This is a genomic window from Pseudomonas sp. CCC4.1, assembly GCF_035019225.1.
Lineage (GTDB): Bacteria > Pseudomonadota > Gammaproteobacteria > Pseudomonadales > Pseudomonadaceae > Aquipseudomonas > Aquipseudomonas bubulae.
This window is the reverse complement of sequence record NZ_JASJWL010000005.1, coordinates 66,993-91,108: the sequence shown is the minus strand read 5'-3', so window position 1 is coordinate 91,108 and position 24,116 is coordinate 66,993. Positions and strand designations below refer to the sequence as shown.

The window sequence follows — 24,116 nt, the reverse complement described above, 5'->3', positions numbered from 1 at the left end:
GGTCTGTCATGCAGGCAGGGCGATGCCCTCGCGAGCAAGCCCGCTCCCACAACAATCCCACCATCATCTAGATAGTTGCTCTCTTAGGCACCGGTTTGCGTGCCCGCTGAAAAACCAGATAGATAGCCACCTAATAATCGGCTTGACATTAGCTGCCTAGACAGTAATATTTAGAAACATTACTGCCTAGGCAGCTTCCTGGTGCCCTGATGAAGCATTTTCACCCCGATAACTTTCAAAACTGCACCCTGGGTTTGCTCCTGGGGCGCACGGCCATGCTCAAAGACAAGATCATTGACCGCCATATGGAGCCTTACGGCATCACCGCGGCGCAGTTCAAGGTGCTGATCATCATGGCCCAGTTCGACGTCGACACTCCGGCTGAGCTTTGCCGCCATCTGTGCCTGGACAGCGGCTCGATGACGCGCATGCTCGATCGTCTTGAGCAGAAAAACCTGCTGGTGCGCCAGCGTTCCGAGGCTGACCGTCGCCAGGTGCGGCTGGTACTGAGCGAAGACGGCAAGGCCCTGGCAGGCCTTCTGCCGCAGGTCGGTGCCGATGCGATGAACCAGCTGGCCGGCGCCATCAGCCCGCAAGAACTGCAAAGCCTGGAACAGATCCTCAAGAAAATACTGTTGGCAGCGGGTGATCCCATCACTGTCATGCGTTTAGGTGAAAAATGAGCCACAAGACACTGCGTACAGGCTTTAGCCTGGTTTTTACGTCGATGCTGCTGGCCGGTTGTGCCAGCTACAGCGGGCTGAACACCGAGGGTGTGAGCCAGGACGGGAAAAACCTGGAAGCGGCCAGGACCCTTGCAGGCATTACCGTCAGCCCGGCGGCATGGCCTGAAAAGGACTGGTGGAAGCGCCTGGGCGACACTCAGCTGGATGGCTTGATCGAACAAGCGTTGCGCGACAGCCCTGATATGCAAATAGCGAGTGCCCGCGCCCATCAAGCAACGGCTGCAGCCGGGGCTGCAGATGCCGCACGCATGCCGACCCTGGATGCCGAGGCCGATGTTTCGCGTTCGCGCCTGTCGCGTTCCCAGGATCCGACCGGCCAGGGTGGCCGTTACGACACGCTACGTAACGCCAGCCTGACATTTAATTACACCTTCGACCTATGGGGTGGCCAGCGTGCGGCCTGGGAAGCGGCGTTGGGCCAGGCCCGCGCTGCCGAAGTCGACACTCAGGCCGCGAGCCTGACCCTGGCTGCCGATGTAGCGCGGGGGTATAGCAGCCTGGGACATGCCTTTATCGTGCGCGACCTGGCCAGGGATGACCTGGAACGCACCGGTAAAATGCTGGACCTGAGCAAGCGCCGCCTGCAAGCCGGTATCGACAGCCATTACCAGTACCAGCAAACCGAAAGCCTTGAGGCCAGCTCCCAAGAGCAGTTGATCAATGCTGAAAAACAACTCAAAAGTGCACGCATCGCGCTGGCGGTGTTGTTGGGCAAGGGGCCGGACCGCGGGATGGATATCGCTCGCCCGAAAACCCTCGCCCCGGGCGCCGTGGCGTTACCGAGCAGCTTGCCAGCTGAACTGCTGGGGCGTCGCCCCGATCTGGTGGCTGCGCGCTGGCGGGTAGAGGCAGCGAGCAAGAATATTGCCGCCGCCCGGACGCGTTTTTATCCCAATCTCAATTTGAGTGCAGCGGCGGGAACCCAGTCGTTGCTGGGTGATGCGCTGTTCGGTTCTGCCAGTCGCTTCCTCAATATTGCCCCGGCGATTTCGCTGCCGATCTTTGATGGCGGGCGTTTGCGTGCCGGGCTGGACGCAGAGGACGCCAATTACGATCTGGCGGTGGCGCAATACAACAAGATCCTGGTCGGCGCCCTGGGCGATGTCAGTGACACCCTGGCGCAGTTAAGTGCCGTGGGCCAGCAGATAAGCGCCCAGCAACGGGCCACCCAGATCGCTCAGGAGTCGTTCGATACCGTCTTGCAGCGCTACGGCTCGGGTGTCGGCAACTACCTCGACGTGCTCAGCATCGAGCAGCAATTGTTGCAGGCGCAGCGCCAGCTGGCGGGCCTGAATGCCGAGCAGATCGACCTTTCGATTCAACTGATGCAAGCCCTGGGCGGCGGACTTGAGCCCGGCAATCCGGCTGCGGCCGCTCCCGCTGAAGCCCTCGCTGGCAGAATAATTTAGGTACCCGTCATGGCCACTGTGCAAACACCGAATGAAACGCAACAACCCCAGGACGCTGCCAGCCAGCGCAAACGCAAGCTCTGGCTGAGCGGCCTGGCAATTTTGGTCATCCTGCTCGGGCTGGGTGTCTGGGCCTGGGAAGAGCTCTATGGTCGCTGGAATGAAAGCACCGACGATGCCTATGTAAATGGCAACGTGGTTGAAATCACCCCGTTGGTCACCGGTACGGTGGTGAGTATCGGCGCCGATGATGGCGATCTGGTGCATGAAGGGCAGGTGCTGATTGACTTCGATCCGAGCGATGCCCAGGTCGGCCTGCAGAGCGCTGAAGCCAATCTGGCCCGTACCGTGCGCCAGGTACGCGGCCTGTTCAGTGATGTGAAGGGCATGAAAGCCCAGGTGGCTGCGCAGAAAGTTGAAGTGCAGAAAAACCAGGATAACTACAGCCGCCGTAAAAGCCTGGCAGCAGGCGGGGCGATCTCTCAGGAAGAGTTGTCCCATGCCCGGGATGATCTGTCTTCGGCGCAAAGCGCCTTGCGCAATGCCGAGCAAAAACTCGACACCACCCTGGCGCTGGTCGATAACACCACGGTGGCCAACCACCCGGATGTGAAGGCTGCAGCGGCGCAACTGCGCCAGGCGTACCTGGCCAATGCCCGTTCCACCCTGATTGCGCCGGTCACCGGTTATGTGGCCAAGCGCACCGTGCAGCTGGGCCAGCGGGTTCAGCCGGGCACGGCGTTGATGGCGGTCATTCCGCTTAACCAGCTGTGGATCGATGCCAACTTCAAGGAAACCCAGTTGCACAAGATGCGTATCGGGCAGGCGGTGGATATTGAGTCTGATATCTACGGCAGCGGCGTGAAATACAGCGGCACCATCGACAGTATCGGTGCCGGTACCGGCAGTGCATTTGCTCTGTTGCCCGCGCAAAATGCCACGGGCAACTGGATCAAGATTGTCCAGCGTGTGCCGGTGCGTATTCATATCAATGCCGATGAGCTGGCCGAGCACCCGTTGCGGGTCGGCTTGTCGACGACTGTGGATGTCAACCTGCGTGACCAAAGTGGTCCGGTACTGGCTCAGCAACCGCCGCAAAAAGCTTCGTTCTCCACCACGGTGTATGCGCAGCAATTGGTCGATGCCGAAGCCCTGATTACGCGTTTGATTGACAGCAACAGCGCTGGCACTGGCGACATGGCCGCCCAACGCTGATTCGCCAATCCATGAGCCCCGCCGCAAGGGTGGGGCTGCATCCCCGGTTTTAAAGGATTTGCGATGAGTACAAACGCGTCATTTTCCCCTCCCAGCCTGGTAATGGCCACGATCGGCCTGTCGCTGGCGACCTTTATGCAGGTGCTGGACACCACCATCGCCAACGTCGCCTTGCCCACCATCTCCGGTAATCTTGGAGTGAGTTCGGAGCAGGGTACCTGGGTCATTACGTCATTTGCGGTCAGTAACGCGATTGCCTTGCCGTTAACCGGCTGGCTCAGCCGGCGGTTTGGTGAGGTTAAGTTGTTTCTGTGGGCCACGATGCTGTTCGTTCTGGCCTCGTTTTTGTGCGGTATTTCCACCTCGATGCCAGAGCTGGTCGGGTTTCGCGTGCTCCAGGGGTTGGTGGCCGGGCCGCTTTATCCCATGACCCAGACTTTGCTGATTGCGGTGTATCCCCCGGCAAAACGGGGGATGGCATTGGCATTGCTGGCAATGGTCACGGTGGTTGCACCGATTGCCGGGCCTATTTTGGGCGGCTGGATCACCGACAGTTACAGTTGGCCGTGGATCTTCTTTATCAATATCCCGATCGGTATTTTTGCCGTGATGGTGGTTCGCCAGCAACTCAAGGCGCGCCCGGTGGTGATTACCCGTCAACCGATGGATTACGTGGGACTAATCACCTTGATCATCGGTGTGGGTGCGTTGCAGATCGTGCTCGACAAGGGCAATGATCTGGACTGGTTCGAGTCCAGTTTCATCCTCTCGGGCACGGCGTTATCGGTAGTGGCACTGGCGGCCTTTATCATTTGGGAAATGACAGACAAGCATCCGATCGTCAACTTGCGCCTGTTTGCTCACCGTAACTTCCGGATTGGCACCATTGTGCTGGTGTTGGGTTATGCCGGGTTCTTTGGTATCAACCTGATTTTGCCGCAATGGCTGCAGACGCAGATGGGCTATACCGCTACCTGGGCCGGTCTGGCGGTGGCACCGATCGGGATCTTGCCGGTTTTGATGTCGCCCTTTGTGGGCAAGTACGCGAATAAATTCGACTTGCGCCTGTTGGCCGGGCTGGCCTTTTTGGCTATTGGCCTGAGCTGCTTTATGCGTGCCGAGTTCACCAATGAGGTGGATTTCCAGCATATCGCGATGGTGCAGCTGTTCATGGGGATTGGCGTGGCCCTGTTCTTTATGCCGACCTTGACCATTTTGATGTCGGATTTGCCGCCGCATCAGATTGCTGATGGCGCGGGGCTAGCGACCTTCCTGCGCACACTGGGCGGCAGCTTTGCGGCGTCCTTGACCACCTGGATCTGGATTCGCCGGGCGGATCAGCATCATGCCTACTTGAGCGAAAGCATCAGCGCCTATGACCCTGTGACCCGGCATACGCTCGAAAGCCTGGGGGGCGCCAGCACGCCCGCCTATGCACAGATGGACAAGATTCTGACCAGTCAGGCCTATATGTTCTCCACCGTGGATTACTTCACCATGATGGGTTGGCTGTTTATGGGCTTGATTCTGCTGGTGTGGCTGGCGAAACCACCGTTTATAGCCAAGGCGGGGCCGGCGACCAGCGGGCATTAGAGGTAGAGGGGCTGGAGCCCTGCAAGTCCCTTGTGGGAGCGAGCTTGCTCGCGAAAGTCGGCATGCGGTTTATCTGTGATGTTGCGCAGAAACCTTCGCGAGCAGGCTCGCGCCCACGAGTTTACTGTGCGTCAGGCGGAGCAAAATCAAACGGCGCGAGCTGCATACCTTGCTCATCCACTTGCAGTACCCAGCCCTGGCGGTCCCAGTCACCTAGCACAATGCGCCGGGCGGTCTGTTCGCCGATCTGCAGTTTGTGTATCGCCGGGCGGTGGGTGTGGCCGTGAATCAGGGTGTGCACACCAAAGTGCGCCATGATCCGGGGTACTTCCTCGGGGGTCACGTCAACGATGTCGTTGGCTTTCATGCGGGTCTGCGCGCGGCTTTCGCTGCGCAGCTTGCGCGCCAGTTTATGCCGGGTGCTCAGCGGCAGGTGGCGCAGGACCCACAAAGTGACGGGGTTGCGCAGGATGCGTCGCAGGCGCATATAGGCTTCGTCGCGCGTGCACAGGCTGTCGCCGTGCATCAACAAAACCGCTTCGCCATAGAAGTCGACCACGCTGGGGTCTTTGATCAGGGTGCAGCCAGCCGCTTTACAAAAGGCCTGGCCAAGTAAAAAGTCGCGGTTGCCGTGCATCAGAAAGATCTGCGTGCCGGTCTCGCTCAGGGTGCGCAGCGCTGCACAGATCGAGCGCTGATAGGGGGTCATGGCATCGTCGCCAATCCAGGCTTCGAAAAAGTCGCCCAGGATGTAGAGCGCCTGAGCCGAGCGCGCACGCCCGGTCAGGAAATCCAGAAACGCCCGGGTAATGTCCGGGCGCTCCTCTTCCAGATGCAAATCTGAAATCAGCAGTATCACTCAATGATCTCTGCTTTCTCGACGATCACGTCATCTTTAGGCACGTCCTGGTGGCCGGCTTTGGACGTGGTGGCAACGCCTTTGATCTTGTCTACTACGTCCTGGCCTGCAACGACTTTACCGAATACGGCGTAGCCCCAGCCCTGAGCGGTTTTGCCGCTGTGGTTGAGGAAGCTGTTGTCAGCCACGTTGATGAAGAACTGGGCGGAAGCCGAATGCGGTTCCATGGTGCGAGCCATGGCCACGGTGTACTTCTCGTTCGGCAGGCCGTTGTCGGCTTCGTTCTGGATGCTTGGACGTTTGTCTTTCTTTTCTTTCATGCCTGGCTCAAAACCGCCGCCCTGGATCATGAAGTTGCCGATTACACGGTGGAAAACGGTGTTTTCGTAGTGGCCGGCTTTTACGTATTCGATGAAGTTGGCTACGGTGATCGGTGCTTTTTCAGCGTTCAGTTCGATCACGATGTCGCCGTGGTTGGTGCTCAGTTTTACTTGGGTCATGGTCGTATCGCTCTATCAGGGAATTCGTCGGGCCGGGGAGCGGGGTGAACACACCTCAATCTCCCGGGCTGGCTGGGTAGATACAGCCGCGGGCGGAGTTTAGCGTGCTCGCACGGCATTTCGATGGTGTTTTTCCCATATGGGGACTAAAAGCCGGCATTTCAATCGCTTTGATTGAGCACCTGCTCTGTCAGTGACTTGGCGGCATCGGCTATGATAGGCGCTTTGATTTAGTCGGCCGACCCAGGCCGCGCACCCTGTTACGTTCAAGGATCCTATGAGCAAGCCCACTGTCGACCCCACTCTGAATCCAAAGGCTGGCCCTGCTGTCCCGGCTAACTTCCTGCGTCCAATCGTTCAGGCGGACCTAGACTCGGGTAAATACACACAGATCGTGACCCGCTTTCCGCCGGAGCCAAACGGCTATCTGCACATCGGTCATGCCAAATCCATTTGTGTGAACTTTGGGCTGGCTCAAGAGTTTGGCGGCGTGACGCATTTGCGTTTTGACGACACCAACCCGGCAAAAGAAGACCAGGAATACATCGACGCCATCGAAAGCGACGTCAAGTGGCTGGGCTTCGAGTGGGCCGGTGAAGTGCGTTACGCGTCGCAATACTTCGATCAACTGCACGAGTGGGCGATTTACCTGATCAAAGAAGGCAAGGCCTACGTCTGCGACCTGACGCCCGAGCAAGCCAAGGAATACCGCGGCAGCCTGACCGAGCCCGGCAAGAACAGCCCGTTCCGCGACCGCAGCGTTGAAGAGAACCTGGATCTGTTCGCCCGCATGACCGCCGGTGAGTTTGAAGACGGCAAGCGTGTGCTGCGCGCCAAGATCGACATGGCCTCGCCGAACATGAACCTGCGCGACCCGATCATGTACCGCATCCGTCATGCCCATCACCACCAGACCGGTGACAAGTGGTGCATCTACCCCAACTATGACTTCACCCACGGTCAGTCGGATGCCATTGAAGGCATCACCCATTCGATCTGCACCCTGGAGTTCGAAAGCCATCGTCCGCTGTACGAATGGTTCCTGGACAGCCTGCCAGTACCGGCGCGCCCGCGTCAGTACGAGTTCAGCCGTCTGAACCTCAACTACACCATCACCAGCAAGCGCAAGCTCAAGCAGCTGGTCGATGAAAAGCACGTCAACGGCTGGGATGACCCGCGCATGTCGACGCTGTCGGGTTTCCGCCGTCGCGGTTACACGCCTAAATCGATTCGTAATTTCTGTGACATGGTCGGCACCAACCGTTCTGACGGTGTTGTTGACTTCGGCATGCTGGAATTCAGCATTCGTGACGATCTGGACCACAGCGCGCCGCGCGCCATGTGCGTGCTGCGTCCATTGAAAGTGATCATCACCAACTACCCGGAAGGTCAGGTCGAAAACCTCGAGCTGCCTTGCCACCCTAAGGAAGACATGGGTGTGCGGGTGTTGCCGTTTGCCCGTGAAATCTACATCGACCGTGAAGACTTCATGGAAGAGCCGCCAAAAGGCTACAAGCGTCTTGAGCCTGCGGGCGAAGTGCGTTTGCGCGGCAGCTATGTGATCCGTGCCGACGAAGCGATCAAGGATGCCGATGGCAACATCGTTGAACTGCATTGCTCGTACGATCCGCTGACCCTGGGTAAAAACCCCGAGGGTCGCAAGGTCAAGGGTGTTGTGCATTGGGTGCCGGCGGCTGCCAGCGTCGAATGCGAAGTGCGTTTGTATGATCGTCTGTTCCGCTCGCCGAACCCTGAAAAGGCCGAAGACGGCGCGGGCTTCCTGGAAAACATCAACCCTGACTCGCTGCAGGTACTGACCGGTTGTCGTGCTGAACCCTCGCTGGGCAATGCACAGCCGGAAGACCGTTTCCAGTTCGAGCGCGAAGGCTACTTCTGCGCAGATATCAAGGACTCGAAACCCGGTCACCCGGTATTCAACCGTACCGTGACCCTGCGTGATTCGTGGGGCCAGTGATCAAGTTTTGAAGGAACAAGCCGTGCTTACGATCTACAACACGCTCACCAAGAGCAAAGAAGTTTTCAAGCCGCTGGACGGCAACAATGTGCGCATGTACGTGTGCGGCATGACCGTGTACGACTACTGCCACATCGGCCATGGTCGCAGCATGATTGCCTTCGATCTGGTGACCCGCTGGTTGCGTTTCAGCGGCTACAACCTGACCTACGTGCGCAACATTACGGACATTGAAGACAAGATCATCAATCGTGCGCGTGAAAACGGCGAGCCTTTCGAGGTGCTGACCGAGCGCATGATCGCGGCCATGCATGAAGATGAAGCGCGGCTCAATATCCTCAAGCCGGATATGGAGCCTCGTGCCACGGATCATATCCCTGGCATGCACGCGATGATCCAGACCCTGATCGACAAGGGTTACGCCTATGCCCCGGGCAATGGTGACGTGTACTACCGCGTTGCCAAGTTCATGGGCTACGGCAAGCTGTCGCGCAAAAAGATCGAAGATCTGCGCATCGGCGCGCGCATCGAGGTCGACGAGGCCAAGGACGATCCGCTGGACTTCGTGTTGTGGAAAGGCGTCAAGCCGGGCGAGCCGAGCTGGGAGTCGCCGTGGGGCCCGGGTCGTCCGGGCTGGCACATTGAATGCTCGGTGATGTCTACCTGCTGCCTGGGTGAGACCTTCGATATTCATGGCGGCGGCAGCGACCTGGAGTTTCCGCACCATGAGAACGAAATCGCCCAAAGCGAGGCGGCTACGGGTAAAACCTACGCCAATGCCTGGATGCATTGCGGGATGATTCGCATCAACGGCGAGAAGATGTCCAAGTCCTTGAACAACTTCTTCACCATTCGCGACGTTCTGGCGAAGTATCACCCGGAGGTTGTGCGTTATCTGTTGGTGTCGAGCCACTACCGTAGCTCGATCAACTATTCAGAAGACAATCTCAAGGATGCCAAGGCAGCCCTTGATCGCTTCTATAACGCACTGAAAGGGTTGCCCAAGGTTGCTCCGGCCGGTGGTGAAGCCTTTGTTGAGCGCTTTACCCAGGTCATGAACGACGACTTCGGTACGCCGGAAGCCTGTGCGGTGCTGTTCGAGATGGTTCGCGAGATCAACCGGTTGCGCGAAACCGATCTGCAGGCGGCTGCCGGTCTGGCGGCACGTCTCAAGCAATTGGCCGATGTGCTGGGTGTGTTGCAGCTTGAAGCGGATGACTTTCTGCAGGCCGGTGCTGAAGGCAAGATCGATGCCGCTCAGGTGCAGGCCTTGATCGATGCGCGTCTGGCTGCCCGCGCTGCCAAGGACTGGGCGGAGTCTGACCGTATCCGTGATCAGCTCGCCGCAATGGGTGTGGTGCTGGAAGACAGTAAAGGCGGGACAACCTGGCGCTTGGCTGACTAGATTGCCCGTTGTGTGAACAAAAGCCCGTACGGGGCGTGATGCTGATGATTTTGTGGGGGCGAGCCTGCTCGCGAAGGTCTCGGGTGGGCTTTCGCGAGCAGGCTCGCTCCCACAATTGAGGTCATGGCATTGCGCCAAGTGCGGGCTTTTGTTTGCTCGGATTTTAGCGGCGCCAATAAAAACGGCACCCGAAGGTGCCGTTTTTTTGCAGCGCTTTGCACTAGTTGCCGTGCAATTCTTCGGCTGCGTACAAGGTGTTTTCCAGCAGGCAGGCACGAGTCATCGGGCCTACGCCGCCCGGTACCGGGGTGATCCAGCCCGCGCGGGGCAGGGCGGTCTCGTACACCACGTCGCCCACCAGCTTGCCATCAGCCTGGCGGTTGATGCCCACGTCGATGACGATGGCGCCTTCCTTGATCCATTCGCCTTTGACCAGGCCAGGCTTGCCGGCAGCTACCACCACCAGGTCGGCGCGGCCAACGTGGCCGGCCAGGTCCTTGGTGAAACGGTGGGTTACGGTCACGGTGCAGCCAGCCAGCAGCAATTCCATGGCCATCGGGCGTCCAACGATATTGGAGGCGCCGACAATGACCGCGTCCATTCCGTACAGGTCCTGGCCGGTGCTTTCCAGCAGGGCCATGATGCCTTTGGGGGTGCATGGGCGCAGCAGCGGGATGCGTTGGGCCAGACGACCGACGTTATAGGGGTGGAAACCGTCGACATCTTTGTCCGGACGGATACGCTCCAGCAGTTTGGAGGCATCCAGATGGGCAGGCAGAGGCAGTTGCAGCAGGATGCCGTCGATGTTCGCGTCGTCATTGAGACGGTCGATCAGGTCGGTGAGGTCCTGTTGGGTCGTGTCGGAGGGCAGGTCATAGGCTTGGGAAATAAAGCCTACCTCTTCGCAGTCTTTACGCTTGTGCGAAACATAAACCTGGGAAGCAGGATCGCTGCCGACCAGAATCACTGCCAGACCAGGGGTGCGCAGGCCTTGCTCGTGGCGCTCGGCGACACGTTTGGCAATCTGCTGGCGCAGGCTGGCGGCGATCGCTTTGCCGTCGATTAGTTGTGCAGTCATTACGCGTGATTAACCATCGTAAAGGGTGGAAAAAGGACGTGCATTCTCGCATGCCGCGGCGCGAGGGCAAAGGCGCCTGGTCTGTTTATTGCCCTAACTCCTTTATATTTCTAAACTTTTTTTAAAAAACAGTTGACGACTTACGGGCTCACCTATAACATTCGTCGCACTTGTCGGGCACAGCCTAGCACTGGTTAAGAAGGTAGAGCGAAGTTGTTGTCCAGCTTGGTGATACTGAAAGCACTTGGTTTGTAGTCGTCAAAGAATACAGGCTAACAATGCGCCCGTAGCTCAGCTGGATAGAGCATCCGCCTTCTAAGCGGATGGTCGCAGGTTCGAGTCCTGCCGGGTGCGCCATTAGGCAGCTTTGGCACAAGTAAAGCAGTACAGGCAATATGGTGGGCGTAGCTCAGTTGGTAGAGCACGGGATTGTGACTCCCGTTGTCGAGGGTTCGATCCCCTTCGTCCACCCCATATTTAGAAAGCCGCCAGATTAAAAGTCTGGCGTCTTTGCTTCAAGAGTTTGAAATGCGGATGTGGTGGAATTGGTAGACACACTGGATTTAGGTTCCAGCGCCGAAAGGTGTGAGAGTTCGAGTCTCTCCGTCCGCACCAAATTTTGATAGAGCCGCTTGTAGCGGCTTTTTCTTTGGTTGTAACTGTCGGCTTCCAGGAGCAGGCAGCGTTGTAAACGCACTATGGTGGGCGTAGCTCAGTTGGTAGAGCACGGGATTGTGACTCCCGTTGTCGAGGGTTCGATCCCCTTCGTCCACCCCATATTAAAAGAAAACGCCAGACTAACCCTCTGGCGTTTTTTTGTATCTGCGGTTTGAGAATCGCATATAGGGGTGTCGTTCGGCGCCTTGTTTCCCGCATGCTTAGCGTCCTCTGTGATTTGTGTGACAATGCGCGCAGATCGGGGTAGCTCCAAAGGCTGCCCGTTATCGCCAATTGATCAGTGCAGTCTTCTATCTATATAGAAGGCGAGGCGGATGGCTGCTTTTACTTAATTTCTGTCGGCCGTTTCTTAGGGTGTTTGCGGTAGGGTGACTTCTTGAGTTTGACCCACTAGAATGCTTGCCCTTGATTATGGGGTCGGAAACGGCCGGCTAATGTCTGTGCAACGAGGAATATCCATGCAAGTTTCTGTTGAAAATACTTCCGCTCTTGAGCGTCGCATGACCATTGGCGTGCCAGCTGAGCGTATTGAGGCTGAAGTCAACAAGCGTCTGCAACAGACTGCCCAAAAGGCCAAGATCCCGGGCTTCCGTCCAGGCAAGGTGCCAATGAGCGTAATCCGTCAGCGTTACGAAGCTGATGCGCGCCAGGAAGCGCTGGGCAATGTAGTCCAGTCTTCGTTCTACGAAGCTGTGGTTGAGCAGAAGCTGAACCCGGCTGGTGCTCCTTCGATCGAGCCTAAGGTTTTCGAAAAAGGCAAAGATCTGGAATACGTTGCTACTTTCGAAGTATTCCCTGAATTCGAAGTGACCGGTCTGGACACCATCGCTATCGAGCGCCTGAGCGCCGAAGTGGCTGATGCCGACCTGGACAAGATGCTGGACGTGCTGCGCAAGCAGAACACCCGCTTTGAAGTGACTGACCGTGCTGCCCAGAACGATGATCAGCTGAACATCGATTTCGTTGGCAAGGTAGACGGCGAAGTGTTCGCTGGCGGCTCCGCCACCGGTACTCAGCTGGTGCTGGGTTCGGGCCGCATGATTCCTGGCTTTGAAGAAGGCCTGGTAGGCGCCAAAGCCGGTGAAGAGCGCGTTCTGAAACTGACTTTCCCTGCTGACTACCAGAATCTGGACCTGGCTGGCAAAGAAGCCGAGTTCACCGTAACCGTGAACACTGTTTCCGAGCCTAAGCTGCCAGAGCTGAACGAAGAGTTCTTCGCCCAGTTCGGTATCAAGGAAACCGGTCTGGAAGGCTTCCGCGCCGAAGTTCGCAAGAACATGGAGCGTGAACTGCGTCAGGCCATCAAGTCCAAGGTCAAGAACCAGGTAATGGACGGCCTGCTGGCTGCCAACCCGATCGAAGTGCCGAAGTCGCTGCTGGCCAACGAAGTTGACCGTCTGCGCGTGCAGGCTGTTCAGCAGTTCGGTGGTAACATCAAGCCTGATCAACTGCCGGCAGAGCTGTTCGAAGAGCAAGCCAACCGCCGTGTAGTGCTGGGTCTGATCGTGGCTGAAGTGGTCAAGCAGTTCGACCTCAAGCCTGACGAAGATCGCGTTCGCGAAATGATTCAGGAAATGGCTTCCGCTTACCAGGAGCCAGAGCAGGTTGTAGCCTGGTACTACAAAAACGACGCGCAATTGAACGAGGTTCGTTCGGTTGTGCTGGAAGAGCAAGTTGTGGATACTGTTCTGCAGAAGGCCAAGGTGACCGATAAAGCGGTCTCTTACGAAGAAGCTGTCAAGCCGGTGGAAGCTCCACAAGCCGACTGATTTCTGACTCGTTAGAAAACACAACCATAAGCCAGCCTCGAGCTGGCTTATGCGTATCCAGACAAGACTATTTGGGAGTGACTGCCGGACATGTCCCGCAATTCTTATATTCAGCAGAACTCTGATATCCACGCCGCTGGCGGCCTGGTCCCGATGGTTGTCGAGCAGTCCGCCCGTGGCGAACGCGCTTACGACATCTACTCGCGCCTCCTGAAGGAGCGAATCATCTTCCTGGTCGGCCCCGTAGAAGACTACATGGCCAACCTGGTGGCTGCGCAGCTGCTGTTCCTTGAAGCCGAGAACCCGGACAAGGACATCCACCTGTACATCAACTCGCCGGGCGGTTCGGTGACTGCAGGCATGTCGATCTACGACACCATGCAATTCATCAAGCCTGACGTGTCGACCATCTGCATCGGCCAGGCCTGCAGCATGGGTGCCTTCCTGTTGGCTGGTGGCGCACCGGGCAAGCGTCACTGCCTGCCGAACTCGCGCATGATGATTCACCAGCCACTGGGCGGTTTCCAGGGCCAGGCGTCGGATATCGACATTCATGCCAAGGAAATCCTCAACATCCGTCACCGTTTGAACTCGCTGCTGGCTCACCACACGGGCCAGACTCTCGAAACCATCGAGCGCGACACCGAGCGTGACAACTTCATGAGCGCCGAGCGTGCAGCCGAATACGGTTTGATCGACTCTGTGTTCAGCAAGCGTCAAATGCCCGCTTAAGCAGCTCAAATGTGGGTGGTTGGGTTAACCGACCACCTGCGGGCTTGAAAAAGCCCGCAGTTGCCTTCATCTTGTGTTGCAAGCCTATCGGATTTGGATCGATCGAATGACTGACACCCGCAACGGCGAGGACAACGGCAAATTGCTCTATTGCTCCTTCTGTGGCAAAAGCCAGCATGAAGTGCGCAAATTGATTGCCGGCCCCTCGGTCTTTATCTGCGACGAATGCGTTGACCTGTGCAATGACATCATCCGTGAGGAGGTGCAGGAAGCCCAGGCCGAGAGCAGCGCGCATAAATTACCATCGCCAAAAGAAATCAGCGGCATCCTTGATCAATACGTCATTGGTCAGGAACGTGCCAAAAAGGTTTTGGCTGTAGCGGTGTACAACCACTACAAGCGCCTCAACCAGCGTGACAAGAAAAACGACGACGTCGAACTCGGCAAGAGCAACATCCTGCTGATCGGCCCTACCGGTTCGGGTAAGACCCTGCTGGCAGAAACCCTTGCACGCCTGTTGAATGTACCTTTCACCATCGCTGACGCAACCACGCTGACTGAAGCCGGTTACGTAGGCGAAGATGTTGAAAACATCATTCAGAAGCTGCTGCAGAAATGCGATTACGACGTAGAAAAAGCCCAGATGGGCATTGTCTACATCGATGAAATCGACAAGATTTCGCGCAAGTCTGACAACCCTTCGATTACCCGTGATGTTTCCGGTGAAGGTGTGCAGCAGGCATTGCTCAAGCTGATCGAAGGTACCGTGGCTTCCGTACCGCCTCAAGGCGGCCGCAAGCACCCGCAGCAGGAGTTCTTGCAGGTTGATACCCGCAACATCCTGTTTATCTGCGGTGGTGCGTTCTCGGGCCTTGAGAAGGTTGTACAGGCTCGCTCGACTCGCGGCGGCATCGGCTTCAGTGCCGAAGTGCGCAGCAAGGAAGAGGGCAAGAAGGTTGGCGAATCCCTGCGTGAAGTCGAGCCTGACGATCTGGTCAAGTTTGGCCTGATCCCGGAATTCGTGGGTCGTCTGCCTGTGCTGGCAACCCTGGACGAGCTGGACGAGGCTGCCTTGATGCAGATCCTCACCGAACCGAAGAACGCCTTGACCAAGCAGTACGGCAAGCTGTTCGAGATGGAAGGTGTAGATCTTGAGTTCCGTGCCGACGCCTTGAAGGCCGTGGCCAAGCGTGCTCTGGAGCGCAAAACGGGCGCTCGTGGCCTGCGTTCGATTCTTGAAGGCGTGCTGCTCGACACAATGTATGAAATCCCCTCGCAATCCGAGGTGAGTAAAGTTGTGATCGACGAAAGCGTTATAGAAGGCAAGTCCAAGCCGTTGTTGATCTATGAAAACAACGAAGCGACTGCCAAGGTTGCACCTGACGCGTAAATGTAATGCTGGCATTCCACATTGCGTGTTAAAGAAGGGGCCTTCGGGCCCCTTTGTTTTTCCTGTCGTTCAACGCTTGTTTTTTTTCAAGACTGCCCCCATCTTGGCTTCAAGCTTACATCCATCTGATTACGGCCTTATGGCCGCCGTAGAGGCGAAATCATGAAGACAACCATCGAATTGCCTCTCCTGCCGTTGCGTGATGTTGTTGTGTATCCGCACATGGTGATCCCACTGTTCGTGGGACGCGAGAAGTCGATCGAGGCCCTTGAGGCTGCGATGACGGGCGACAAGCAAATTTTGCTGTTGGCTCAAAAGAATCCGGCTGACGACGATCCGGGCGAAGACGCCCTGTATCGCGTTGGTACCATTGCAACTGTTCTGCAACTGCTCAAGCTCCCGGACGGCACGGTCAAAGTGCTGGTTGAGGGTGAGCAGCGCGGTGCGGTTGAGCATTTTGGTCAGGCAGATGGTTATCTGAGTGCCGAAGTCTCCCTGATTGACGAAGTGGCTGCCCCGGATCGCGAATCCGAGGTCTTTGTGCGCAGCCTGCTTTCGCAGTTTGAGCAATACGTGCAACTGGGCAAAAAAGTCCCGGCCGAGGTTCTGTCATCGCTTAACAGCATTGACGAGCCAAGCCGTCTGGTCGATACCATGGCTGCCCATATGGCACTCAAGATCGAGCAGAAGCAGGAAATCCTCGAAATCATCGATCTGCAGGCCCGTGTCGAGCACGTTCTGGCCCTGCTGGATGCCGAGATCGACTTGCTGCAAGTCGAAAAGCGCATCCGTGGTCGCGTCAAAAAGCAAATGGAGCGCAGCCAGCGCGAGTACTACCTGAATGAGCAGATGAAGGCCATTCAGAAAGAGCTGGGTGATGGTGACGAAGGTCACAATGAAATCGAAGAGCTGAAAAAACGCATCGATGCTGCCGGTTTGCCGAAAGATGCAATGGCCAAGGCCCAGGCGGAGCTGAACAAGCTCAAGCAAATGTCGCCAATGTCCGCAGAAGCCACCGTGGTGCGCTCCTACATCGACTGGCTGGTGCAGGTGCCGTGGAAGGCTCAGAGCAAGGTGCGCCTGGATCTCAAGCGTGCTGAAGACATTCTGGACGCAGATCACTACGGTCTGGACGAAGTCAAAGAGCGGATTCTCGAATATCTTGCCGTGCAAAAGCGTGTGAAGAAAATTCGTGGTCCGGTTCTGTGCCTGGTCGGTCCTCCGGGTGTAGGCAAAACCTCGCTTGCTGAGTCCATTGCCCACGCAACAAATCGCAAATTCGTGCGTATGGCCTTGGGTGGCGTGCGTGACGAAGCGGAAATTCGTGGCCATCGCCGTACGTACATCGGTTCGATGCCAGGAAGATTGATTCAAAAGATGACCAAGGTTGGTGTGCGCAACCCGCTGTTCCTGCTTGATGAAATCGACAAGATGGGCAGTGACATGCGCGGCGATCCGGCGTCTGCACTGCTTGAAGTGCTCGATCCCGAGCAGAACCACAATTTCAACGACCATTACCTCGAGGTTGATTACGACCTGTCCGATGTGATGTTCCTGTGTACGTCCAACTCGATGAACATCCCGCCAGCCTTGCTGGACCGGATGGAAGTCATTCGTCTGCCTGGCTACACCGAAGACGAAAAAATCAACATTGCTGTCAAATACCTGGCCCCGAAACAAATTGAAGCCAATGGCTTGAAGAAGGGCGAGCTGGCATTTGATAACGAAGCCATCCGCGACATGATCCGCTACTACACCCGCGAAGCCGGTGTGCGGGGCCTTGAGCGCCAGATTGCGAAGATCTGCCGCAAGGCGGTCAAAGAGCATGCGCTGGAAAAACGCTTTGCGGTCACCGTCACGCCGGAGCTACTTGAGCACTTTTTGGGCGTAAGAAAATTCAGCTACGGTTTGGCTGAAGTTCAGGACCAGATCGGTCAAGTGACCGGCCTGGCCTGGACCCAGGTGGGTGGCGAGTTGTTGACCATCGAAGCGGCCGTTGTTCCTGGCAAAGGCCAGCTGATCAAGACCGGTTCGCTGGGCGACGTGATGGTAGAGTCCATCACCGCTGCATTGACGGTGGTGCGCAGCCGCGCCAAGAGCCTGGGTATCCCGTTGGATTTCCACGAAAAACGCGATATTCACATTCACATGCCCGAAGGCGCTACGCCTAAAGATGGCCCTAGTGCTGGTGTGGGAATGTGTACTGCCCTGGTCTCTGCATTGACCCTGATTCCGGTACGCGCCGATGTTGCCATGACCGGTGAAATTACCCTTCGTGGTCAGGTGTTGGCGATTGGTGGCCTGAAGGAAAAATTACTTGCTGCTCACCGTGGTGGCATCAAAACTGTAATTATTCCTGAAGAGAACGTTCGTGACCTGAAGGAAATTCCTGACAACATCAAACAGGATCTTCAGATTAAACCGGTTAAATGGATTGACGAAGTCCTGCAAATTGCGCTGCAATACGCCCCGGAGCCCTTGCCGGATGTGGCTCCCGAGATTGTTGCCAAGGACGACAAACGAGAATCTGACTCTAAGGAAAGAATTAGCACGCATTAATACGGATTCGCCTGACGGGCTTTCTTGACGCTTTTTAGAGCCCTTGTTATAAAGCGGCTCTATAAGTGTCCGTAAGTGCTTCAGCAGTCGTTTTGCTTTTACCAAAAAACTTTAGAAACATACTCAGACAGATATAAGGGGACTTAGAGTGAACAAGTCGGAACTGATTGATGCTATCGCTGCATCTGCTGATATCCCGAAAGCTGCAGCTGGCCGTGCGCTGGACGCAGTAATCGAATCCGTCACTGGCGCTCTTAAGGCTGGCGACTCTGTGGTACTGGTTGGTTTTGGTACTTTCTCTGTAACCGATCGTCCTGCCCGTATTGGTCGTAACCCACAGACCGGTAAAACGCTGGAAATTCCTGCTGCCAAAAAGCCAGGCTTCAAAGCCGGTAAAGCACTGAAAGAAGCGGTTAACTAAGTTTCTGTAACACCTTTTACCCAACCGGGTCAGGCGCACGCCAGGCTTGGCAGCGGAGCGGTAGTGCAGTCGGTGGCAACATCGATGTGTCACGCCGGGGGTCGCGGGTTCGAGCCCGGTCCGCTCCGCCAGTTACGAGAAGGCGCATCCTCGGATGCGCCTTTCTTCTATCCGGACTCTACCCACGCTCCACGGTTGCTCATTATGCAAGACCGTTTCTGGGGGAAGCATGCTGCAAAATATCAGGGACAATTCACAAGGCTGGATTGCCAAGACCATCATCGGTGTCATCGTCGCGTTAATGGCGTTGACCGGTTTCGATGCCATTTTTCAAGCCACCTCTACCAGCCAGGATGCTGCCAAGGTTAACGGTGAAGAAATCACCCAGGTTGAACTGAGCCAGGCCGTCGATATGCAACGCCGGCAGCTGCTGCAGCAGTTGGGCAAGGATTTCGACTCGTCGTTGCTGGATGAAAAAATGCTGCGTGAAGCGGCCCTCAAAGGGTTGATCGATCGCAAGCTGTTGCTGCAAGGCGCCAAAGACGCGAAGTTTTCGTTTTCTGAAGCCGCTTTGGACCAAGTCATTCTGTTGACTCCTGAATTTCAGGAAGACGGCAAATTCAGCCCTGAGCGTTTCGACCAGGTGATCCGTCAACTGGGTTACGGTCGCTTGCAGTTCCGTAACATGCTGGGCGAAGAAATGCTGATTGGTCAGCTGCGTGCCGGTCTGGCGGGCAGTGGTTTCGTGACCGACGAACAGGTGAATGCGTTCGCCCGTCTTGAGAAACAAACCCGTGATTTCGCTTCGCTGAACATCAAGGCCGACCCGGCTGCGGTGAAACTGAGCGATGACGAAATCAAGGCTTACTACGACGAGCACGCCAAGGAATTCATGACCCCTGATCAGGTCGTGATCGACTATATCGAGTTGAAGAAATCTTCTTTCTTTGACCAGGTAGCCGTGAAGGATGATGAGCTTCAAGCGTTGTATCAAAAGGAAATCGCCAACCTGGCCGAACAGCGCCGCGCTGCGCATATCCTGATCGAAGTGAACGACAAGGTCAGCGACGAGCAGGCCAAAGCCAAGATCGCCGAGATTCAGCAGCGTCTGGCCAAAGGTGAAAGCTTCGAAGCTCTGGCCAAGGAGTTCTCCCAGGATCCGGGTTCGGCTGCCAATGGCGGTGACCTGGGCTTCGCAGGCCCTGGTGTTTACGATCCTGTGTTCGAAACGGCTGTTTACGGGTTGAAGCAGGACCAGGTTTCGGAGCCGGTACGCACCAGCTTCGGTTATCACCTGATCAAGCTGTTGGGTGTTGAAGCACCTGAAGTGCCGAGCTTTGCCAGCCTGAAAGACAAGCTGACCCATGACCTGAAAACCCAGCAGGTTGAACGCCTGTTTGTCGATGCAACCAAGCAATTGGAAGACTCGGCATTTGAAGCGTCCGATCTGGCTCAGCCAGCTCAAGAGCTTAAGCTGACTGTGCATACCTCTGCGCCATTTGGTCGCGAGGGGGGCGAGGGTGTCACCGCCAATCGCGCTGTGATTCAGGCCGCATTCAGCACCGAAGTGATGGATGAGGGCGCGAACAGTACAGCCCTGGAGCTGGACCCTGAGACCGTAGTGGTGTTGCGCGTCAAGGAGCACCGCAAGCCTGAGCAGTTGCCGCTGGAGGCTGTTGCCTCGAGCATTCGTGCGCAACTGGTCAAGGAGCACGCCAGTGCTGCGGCCAAAACCCGTGCTGAAGAAATCATCAAGGAGCTGCGCGATGGCAAACTGCCGTTGAACCAGCCGGTTGATGGTCAGGCGTGGAAGGTCCAGGAAGCGGTTGCCCGTGGTCAGGAAGGTATTGATCCTGCCGTGCTGCAAGCGGTATTCCGCATGCCGAAACCTGCAGCCAAGGACAAGCCGACATTCAGCAGTGTCACCCTGGCAGATGGCACTGTGGTTGTATTGCGTTTGAACGGCGTCAACGATGCAGTAGCGCCGACTGAAGAAGAGAAAGCGTCGTATCGCCGCTTCCTCGCTTCGCGTGTTGGCCAGCAAGACTTTGCTGCCTACCGCAAGCAGTTGGAAAACGAAGCCAAGGTTGAGCGCTACTAAGTTCAGCCTGCTTCGCTAAAAATGGCCGCTCATTGAGCGGCCATTTTTTTGCGCTGGTTTTTTTGTGGGAGCGGGCTTGCTCGCGATGGCATCCATGCGCTCTGTCTGACGTATCGCGTCGTTTGTTTCGCGGGCAAGCCCGCCCTCACAGATCATCTCCCAGAGATTGTCGCGAGGCAAAAAAACGCCCGATGCAATCTCTGCACCGGGCGTTTTTGAGTAGCGCTTGTAACGAAGGGTTTACTCTTCGAGGCTGCCCATGGCGGTAGTGTTGAAGCCACCGTCTACGTACATGATTTCGCCGCTGATGCCCGATGCCAGATCCGAGCACAGGAAGGCGCCGGCATTGCCGACTTCGTCGATGGTCACGTTGCGACGCAGTGGAGTCTGCGCTTCGTTGGCCGCCAGCATTTTGCGGAAGTTCTTGATGCCCGACGCTGCCAGGGTACGGATCGGGCCTGCCGATACGCAGTTAACGCGAGTACCCTCAGGGCCCAGGCTGCCTGCCAGGTAACGTACACCGGCTTCCAGGCTGGCCTTGGCCATGCCCATCACGTTGTAGTTAGGCATGGTGCGCTCGGCGCCCAGGTAGGACAGGGTCAGCAGGCTGCCGTTGCGACCTTTCATCATCGGGCGACCAGCCTTGGCCAGGGCCACGAAGCTGTAGGCGCTGATGTCGTGAGCGATGCGGAAGCCTTCACGGGTGGTGGCGTCGGTGAAATCGCCATCCAGCTGGTCGCCAGGAGCGAAACCTACTGAGTGAACGATGCAGTCCAGACCGTCCCACTTCTTGCTCAGGTCTTCGAAGACCTTGGCGATTTCTTCATCGCTGGCAACGTCGCAAGGGAAGCACAGCTCAGGGTTCGAACCCCAGCCTGCGGCGAATTCTTCAACACGACCTTTCAGCTTTTCGTTCTGATAAGTGAAAGCCAGCTCGGCGCCTTCACGGTGCATGGCGGCAGCAATGCCAGAAGCGATGGACAATTTGCTAGCGACACCAACGATCAATACGCGCTTACCGGTGAGAAAACCCATGTGTTGTTCCTCTATCAGGTTAATCGACAGCCACTGGTGCCAAAAAGGCGGCTTCCAGCAGCTGTTGTGTATATGGATGTTGCGGTGAGGCAAAGATACTTTGCGCATCACCCTGTTCGACCACTTGGCCATGCTTGACCACCATCAATTGGTGGCTCAGCGCTTTGACGACAGCCAGGTCATGGCTGATAAACAAATACGTCAGGTTGTGCCTGGCTTGCAGTGAGCGCAGCAGTTCAACAACCTGGCGTTGTACTGTGCGGTCCAGCGCAGAGGTTGGCTCGTCCAGCAATATCAACTCCGGCTTTAACACCAGTGCGCGGGCAATGGCGATTCTTTGCCGTTGTCCGCCTGAAAACTCGTGAGGGTAACGGTGCCGGGTTTCCGGATCCAGACCTACTTCTCGCAAGGCTTCAATAATTGCACTTTCCTGTTCCGCTTCGGTGCCCATACGGTGAATGCGCAACCCTTCACCGACAATCTCGCTGACGCTCATGCGCGGGCTGAGACTGCCAAACGGGTCCTGGAATACCACCTGCATTTCCCGTCGCAATGGCCTGACTTCTTTCTGTGACAGACAGTCTAGCCGTTTGCCTTCAAAGCTGATCAGGCCCTTGCTGGCAATCAGACGCAAAATCGCCAGGCCCAGCGTTGATTTGCCCGATCCGCTTTCACCCACAATTCCCAGGGTCTGCCCCTGGGGCAAGCTGAAATTGATACCGTCCACCGCTTTCACGTAATCGACGGTCTTGCGCAGCAGGCCTTTCTTGATCGGGAACCATACCCTCAGGTCCTCGACTTGCAGCAATGGCGGACCGGCAATGGTGCTGGCCGGGCCTCCGCTGGGCTCTGCGCTGAGCAGTTCCCGGGTGTAAGGATGCTGCGGCGAACGGAACAGCTGCTCGCACGATGCTTGTTCGACGATTGAACCGCGCTGCATGACACATACGCGATGCGCAATTCTTCGTACAAGGTTCAAATCGTGACTGATCAGTAACAACGACATGCCCAGGCGGGCTTGCAGATCCTTGAGCAAGTCGAGGATTTTAAGCTGAACGGTCACGTCCAGGGCGGTGGTAGGTTCGTCGGCAATCAGCAGTTCGGGTTCATTGGCCAGGGCCATGGCGATCATCACGCGCTGTCTCTGACCCCCTGAGAGCTCGTGTGGCAGCGCCTTGAGGCGTTTGTGAGGCTCGGGTATGCCTACCAGCTCCAGAAGCTCCAGGGTGCGCAGGGTAGCGGCCTTGCCGGTGATCCCCTTGTGAATGCCGAGCACCTCATTGATTTGTTTTTCAATGCTGTGCAGCGGGTTCAGGGAGGTCATGGGCTCCTGAAAAATCATCGCAATGCGGTTGCCGCGAATGTTGCGCAGCTTTTTCTCGTCCACGCTGAGCAAATCCTCGCCGCCGTAGGCGATGCTGCCGCTGGGGTGGCGTGCAAGGGGGTAGGGCAGCAACCTGAGGATCGAGTGCGCGGTCACGGATTTGCCCGAACCGCTTTCGCCCACCAGGGCCAGGGTTTCGCCGCGCCTGATATCAAAACTGACGCCTTGCACCACCCGCTGCGGTGTGTCACCCGCTACAAACTCGACGCTGAGGTCGCGCACTTCGATCAGATTGTCCTGCGTCATCTTATTTCCTCGGGTCGAAGGCATCGCGAGCGGACTCACCGATAAACACCAGCAGGCTGAGCATGATGGCCAGCACTGCGAATGCACTGATGCCCAGCCAGGGCGCTTGCAGGTTGGACTTACCCTGGGCCACCAGTTCGCCCAGCGACGGCGCGCCCGGGGGCAGGCCGAAGCCCAGGAAGTCCAGGGCAGTGAGGGTGCCGATGGCGCCAGTGAGGATAAACGGCATAAAGGTCATGGTGGAGACCATGGCGTTGGGCAGGATGTGGCGGTACATGATGGCCATGTCCTGCATGCCCAGGGCGCGGGCGGCGCGCACATACTCCAGATTGCGCCCACGCAGGAATTCGGCGCGCACGACGTCCACCAGGCTCATCCACGAGAACAGCAGCATGATGCCCAGCAGCCACCAGAAATTGGGCTGCACAAAACTGGCGAGAATGATCAGCAGGTACAACACGGGCAAGCCTGACCAGATTTCCAGAAAGCGCTGACCGGCCAGGTCGACCCAGCCACCATAAAAGCCCTGCAAGGCCCCGGCGATCACGCCGATGATGGAGCTCAGTACCGTCAGGGTCAGGGCGAACAGCACCGATATGCGAAAGCCATAAATCACTCGGGCCAGCACGTCGCGGCCCTGGTCGTCGGTGCCCAGCCAGTTCTCGGCGGAGGGCGGGGCAGGGGCAGGGACTTTCAGGTCGTAGTTGATGCTTTGATAGCTGTAGGGGATGGGTGGCCACACAACCCAGGCATCTTTCTTGGCCAGCAGTTCACGGATATACGGGCTTTTGTAGTTGGCTTCGAGGGGGAATTCACCGCCGAAGTCGGTCTCTGGATAGCGCTTGAGCGCCGGGAAATACCACTCCCCGTCGTAATTGATCACCAGCGGTTTGTCGTTGGCGATGAACTCGGCGTTCAGGCTCAGCCCGAACAGCACCAGGAAGATCCACAGCGACCACCAGCCACGCTTGTTGGCTTTGAAACGGGCAAAACGGCGTCGATTGAGGGGGGATAGCTTCAT

At 57.0% G+C, this 24,116-nt stretch carries 18 protein-coding genes and 4 tRNA genes; 16 read left to right on the top strand and 6 right to left on the bottom strand.

Annotation, left to right across the window (positions count from 1 at the left end):
- Positions 1–209: 209 nt before the first annotated feature.
- From QN377_RS03660 to QN377_RS03645, 4 genes are all read left to right on the top strand, one after another.
- Entirely contained in the window at positions 210–683 is a 474-nt protein-coding gene (locus QN377_RS03660; RefSeq protein WP_095019327.1) for a MarR family winged helix-turn-helix transcriptional regulator, read from the top strand.
- On the top strand, positions 680–2,155 hold the full coding sequence (locus tag QN377_RS03655; RefSeq protein ID WP_095019326.1) for an efflux transporter outer membrane subunit: 1,476 nt from the start codon (positions 680–682) through the stop codon (positions 2,153–2,155). The genes QN377_RS03660 and QN377_RS03655 overlap by 4 nt, the downstream gene beginning before the upstream one ends.
- A gap of 9 nt (positions 2,156–2,164) precedes the next feature.
- Positions 2,165–3,370: an efflux RND transporter periplasmic adaptor subunit gene (locus QN377_RS03650; RefSeq protein ID WP_095019325.1), complete on the top strand. Its 1,206-nt coding sequence runs from the start codon at positions 2,165–2,167 to the stop codon at positions 3,368–3,370.
- Positions 3,371–3,433: 63 nt separating this feature from the next.
- Complete coding sequence (locus QN377_RS03645; RefSeq protein WP_095001714.1) at positions 3,434–4,963, top strand: DHA2 family efflux MFS transporter permease subunit; 1,530 nt, start codon at positions 3,434–3,436, stop codon at positions 4,961–4,963.
- A gap of 121 nt (positions 4,964–5,084) precedes the next feature.
- On the opposite strand, the gene lpxH is transcribed toward QN377_RS03645, so the two are convergent.
- Together lpxH and QN377_RS03635 are read right to left on the bottom strand one after the other, a co-directional pair.
- Positions 5,085–5,822 (bottom strand): UDP-2,3-diacylglucosamine diphosphatase, encoded by a 738-nt coding sequence (lpxH, locus tag QN377_RS03640; protein ID WP_095019324.1) that lies wholly within the window; start codon positions 5,820–5,822, stop codon positions 5,085–5,087.
- Positions 5,819–6,322: a peptidylprolyl isomerase gene (locus QN377_RS03635; RefSeq protein WP_095001712.1), complete on the bottom strand. Its 504-nt coding sequence runs from the start codon at positions 6,320–6,322 to the stop codon at positions 5,819–5,821. Before QN377_RS03635 ends, lpxH begins: the two co-directional genes overlap by 4 nt.
- Before the next feature lie 277 nt (positions 6,323–6,599).
- Between QN377_RS03635 and QN377_RS03630 the strand changes: the two genes are divergently transcribed.
- On the top strand, positions 6,600–8,297 hold the full coding sequence (locus QN377_RS03630) for a glutamine--tRNA ligase/YqeY domain fusion protein (RefSeq protein ID WP_095019323.1): 1,698 nt from the start codon (positions 6,600–6,602) through the stop codon (positions 8,295–8,297).
- Between the two features lie 22 nt (positions 8,298–8,319).
- Entirely contained in the window at positions 8,320–9,702 is a 1,383-nt protein-coding gene (gene cysS, locus QN377_RS03625; RefSeq protein ID WP_095001710.1) for a cysteine--tRNA ligase, read from the top strand.
- A 220-nt stretch (positions 9,703–9,922) separates the two neighbouring features.
- Here cysS and folD read toward each other — a convergent pair whose 3' ends face one another.
- On the bottom strand, positions 9,923–10,780 hold the full coding sequence (folD, locus tag QN377_RS03620; RefSeq protein WP_088377854.1) for a bifunctional methylenetetrahydrofolate dehydrogenase/methenyltetrahydrofolate cyclohydrolase FolD: 858 nt from the start codon (positions 10,778–10,780) through the stop codon (positions 9,923–9,925).
- A 280-nt stretch (positions 10,781–11,060) separates the two neighbouring features.
- Here folD and QN377_RS03615 point away from each other — a divergent pair.
- From QN377_RS03615 to QN377_RS03570, 10 genes are all read left to right on the top strand, one after another.
- Positions 11,061–11,137 (top strand) — tRNA-Arg (locus tag QN377_RS03615).
- Between the two features lie 41 nt (positions 11,138–11,178).
- A tRNA-His gene (locus QN377_RS03610) sits at positions 11,179–11,254 on the top strand.
- A 56-nt stretch (positions 11,255–11,310) separates the two neighbouring features.
- A tRNA-Leu gene (locus QN377_RS03605) sits at positions 11,311–11,395 on the top strand.
- 86 nt (positions 11,396–11,481) lie between these two features.
- Positions 11,482–11,557: transfer RNA gene (locus tag QN377_RS03600), tRNA-His, on the top strand.
- A gap of 359 nt (positions 11,558–11,916) precedes the next feature.
- On the top strand, positions 11,917–13,227 hold the full coding sequence (gene tig, locus QN377_RS03595) for a trigger factor (protein WP_029611584.1): 1,311 nt from the start codon (positions 11,917–11,919) through the stop codon (positions 13,225–13,227).
- Positions 13,228–13,317: 90 nt separating this feature from the next.
- Positions 13,318–13,959 (top strand): ATP-dependent Clp endopeptidase proteolytic subunit ClpP, encoded by a 642-nt coding sequence (clpP, locus tag QN377_RS03590; protein ID WP_095001709.1) that lies wholly within the window; start codon positions 13,318–13,320, stop codon positions 13,957–13,959.
- Between the two features lie 106 nt (positions 13,960–14,065).
- Positions 14,066–15,349, top strand: a complete 1,284-nt coding sequence (gene clpX / locus QN377_RS03585) for an ATP-dependent Clp protease ATP-binding subunit ClpX (protein WP_016782313.1) — start codon at positions 14,066–14,068, stop codon at positions 15,347–15,349.
- A gap of 162 nt (positions 15,350–15,511) precedes the next feature.
- Complete coding sequence (gene lon / locus QN377_RS03580; RefSeq protein ID WP_095001708.1) at positions 15,512–17,908, top strand: endopeptidase La; 2,397 nt, start codon at positions 15,512–15,514, stop codon at positions 17,906–17,908.
- Between the two features lie 148 nt (positions 17,909–18,056).
- Entirely contained in the window at positions 18,057–18,329 is a 273-nt protein-coding gene (locus QN377_RS03575) for an HU family DNA-binding protein (RefSeq protein ID WP_016782315.1), read from the top strand.
- Between the two features lie 229 nt (positions 18,330–18,558).
- Positions 18,559–20,430, top strand: coding sequence for a SurA N-terminal domain-containing protein (locus QN377_RS03570; protein WP_095019322.1), 1,872 nt, complete (start codon positions 18,559–18,561; stop codon positions 20,428–20,430).
- A gap of 240 nt (positions 20,431–20,670) precedes the next feature.
- Here QN377_RS03570 and fabI read toward each other — a convergent pair whose 3' ends face one another.
- Genes fabI through QN377_RS03555 form a run of 3 tightly spaced genes read right to left on the bottom strand, consistent with a single transcriptional unit; the run spans position 20,671 to position 24,116 of the window.
- Positions 20,671–21,465, bottom strand: a complete 795-nt coding sequence (fabI, locus tag QN377_RS03565; RefSeq protein WP_016782317.1) for an enoyl-ACP reductase FabI — start codon at positions 21,463–21,465, stop codon at positions 20,671–20,673.
- A gap of 19 nt (positions 21,466–21,484) precedes the next feature.
- Positions 21,485–23,095: an ABC transporter ATP-binding protein gene (locus QN377_RS03560; RefSeq protein ID WP_095019321.1), complete on the bottom strand. Its 1,611-nt coding sequence runs from the start codon at positions 23,093–23,095 to the stop codon at positions 21,485–21,487.
- A gap of 1 nt (position 23,096) precedes the next feature.
- Positions 23,097–24,116, bottom strand: a complete 1,020-nt coding sequence (locus QN377_RS03555; protein WP_095019320.1) for an ABC transporter permease — start codon at positions 24,114–24,116, stop codon at positions 23,097–23,099.